Origin of the sequence: Hydrogenophaga sp. 70-12, from assembly GCF_001897365.1 — a bacterium.
GTDB lineage: Bacteria > Pseudomonadota > Gammaproteobacteria > Burkholderiales > Burkholderiaceae_C > Hydrogenophaga > Hydrogenophaga borbori.
The window spans coordinates 1-2,048 of the sequence record NZ_MKSS01000215.1 but is presented as its reverse complement, the minus strand read 5'-3'; the positions used below and the strand labels follow the sequence as shown (position 1 = coordinate 2,048).

2 protein-coding genes are annotated in these 2,048 nt (G+C 72.4%); both read right to left on the bottom strand.

What is annotated here, in order from left to right; all coding sequences use genetic code 11:
• Positions 1–738 (bottom strand): DNA primase (locus tag BGO22_RS12785; RefSeq protein ID WP_286851145.1); only part of this gene is annotated, 738 nt, incomplete at its 3' end.
• 132 nt (positions 739–870) lie between these two features.
• Positions 871–2,048, bottom strand: a 1,178-nt coding sequence (locus BGO22_RS12780; RefSeq protein ID WP_286851144.1) for a gamma-glutamyltransferase family protein, incomplete at its 5' end; no start/stop codon positions are given.

Sequence of the window (2,048 nt, the reverse complement as noted above, 5' to 3'; positions counted from 1 at the left end):
CTTGCTGAAGACCGGCGTCTCGGGCGAGTTGAGGTACTTGGGCTCGCCCTTGTCGAGCACGCGCCCGCCAAAGCCGATGCACTCGCCCTTGACGTTGCGGATGGGGAACATCACGCGGTCGCGGAAGCGGTCGTAGCGCTTGGCCTGGCCGTCCTGGCCTTTTTCGTCGGCGTGTTCGATCACCAGGCCCGACTCGGTGAGCAGCGGCGACTGGTAGTCCGGGAACACGCCGGCCAGGTGGCGCCAGCCCTCGGGCGCGTAGCCCAGACCGAACACCTTGGCGATCTGGCCCGACAGGCCTCGGCCCTTGAGGTAGCCGATGGCGCGCGGCGAGGCCTTCAGCTGCTTCTGGTAGTCGCGGGCGGTCTTCTCCAGCACGTCGGTCAGCGTGGCCTGTTGCTGGCGTTGCTGCGCGGCGCGTTCGCGGTCCTGCGGCGAGGCGGCGTCGTCGGGCACCTGCAGGCCGACCTGGGCGGCCAGGTCCTTCACGGCTTCCACGAAGCCCATGCCCGTGTGCTCCATGAGGAAGCCGATGGCGTTGCCGTTCGCCCCGCAGCCGAAGCAGTGATAGAACTGCTTGGACGGGCTGACGCTGAACGAGGGCGACTTCTCGCCGTGGAAGGGGCACAGCCCCATGAAGTTGGCGCCGCCCTTCTTGAGCTGCACGTAGCGGCCCACCACGTCGACCACGTCGACGCGGGTGAGCAGTTCCTGGATGAAGCTCTGGGGGATGGCCATGGGGAAGGGGGAGAGTATGAAGCACCCCCGCCGCGCCGCGCGCGCCCCCCCGAGGGGACCCTGCCAAGGGACCGGCACAGCCGGACCCGTGGCCTGTCTGGACGGGATCTCCCGCGCCGACGGGGGTGTCGGTCAATCGCCTGCGACGATGCCCTCGCGCCGCGGATCGGCACCGCCCAGCCAGCGCCCGCCGCGCCGCAGCAGGGCCTGCGCGCCGCTGGTCATCTCCACCGTTTGCACCGTGTGGCCGAGGGCGCGCAGCGCCTGGACGGTGGCGTCGGGGAAGCGGTTTTGCTCCAGCATCAGCGGACCGCCCAGGGTGCCGAAGTTGGGCAGGTTCAGCGCGGCCTGCGGGTGCAGGCCCCAGTGCAAGCTGCCGTGCAGTGCCTTGGCGGTGTAGTGGATGATGAGCGCGCCGCCCGGGCTGCCCGCGCTCATGAGGGGTTCGCCGCTCTGGGCGTCGAACACCAGCGTGGGCGCCATGGACGAGCGCGGCCGCTTGCCCGGCTGCACGCGGTTGGCGATGGGGCGGCCCTGGCTGTCGGCGGGGGCGAAGCTGAAGTCGGTGAGTTCGTTGTTGAGCAGGAAGCCGCCGGGGCGAGAGGGATCGGTGCTGACCATCAGGCGCGAGCCGAAGGCCGATTCGATGGTGGTGGTCATGGCCAGCGCGTTGCCGCGGCCATCGACGATGCTGATGTGGCTGGTGCCGGCCTCGGGTTGCGAGGGCATGGGCGCGAAGGCCAGCGTCGCGCCGGCCGGCCGGCCCGGCCTGGCCTCGGGCATGCGCTGCGGGCCGATGAGTTGGGCGCGCGCGTTGAGGTATTCGGGGGCCAGCAGGCTGTTCCAGTCCCCGCCGGGCGCGGGCACGAAGTCGGGGTCGCCCACGTACTGGGCGCGGTCCGCGAAGGCCAGGCGCGAGGCCTCGGTGTAGGCGTGCAGCCAGTCGGCGCCGGGGCGGCCGTCGCGCAGGCCGGCCAGGGCCTGCGGCGTGCGTGAGAGCAGGCCCAGGATCTGCCCGACCGCGATGCCGCCCGAGCTGGGCGGCGGAAAGCCGCACAGGCGCACCCAGCGCCCGCCGGTGCGCAGCGGGTGGCACAGGGCCTCACGCTCGCGCGGCTGGTAGCGGCGCAGGTCGTCCTGCGTGAGCGCGCCGGGCAGGCTGGGGTGCTGGCGAACCTTGTCGACGATGGCGCGCGCGATCGGGCCGTCGACCAGGGCCCGTGGCCCGATGGCCGCGATGTCGCGCAGCACCGCCGCGAGCTCGGGGTTGCGCAGCGCGTGGCCGACGGGATGCGGCGTGCCATCGGCGC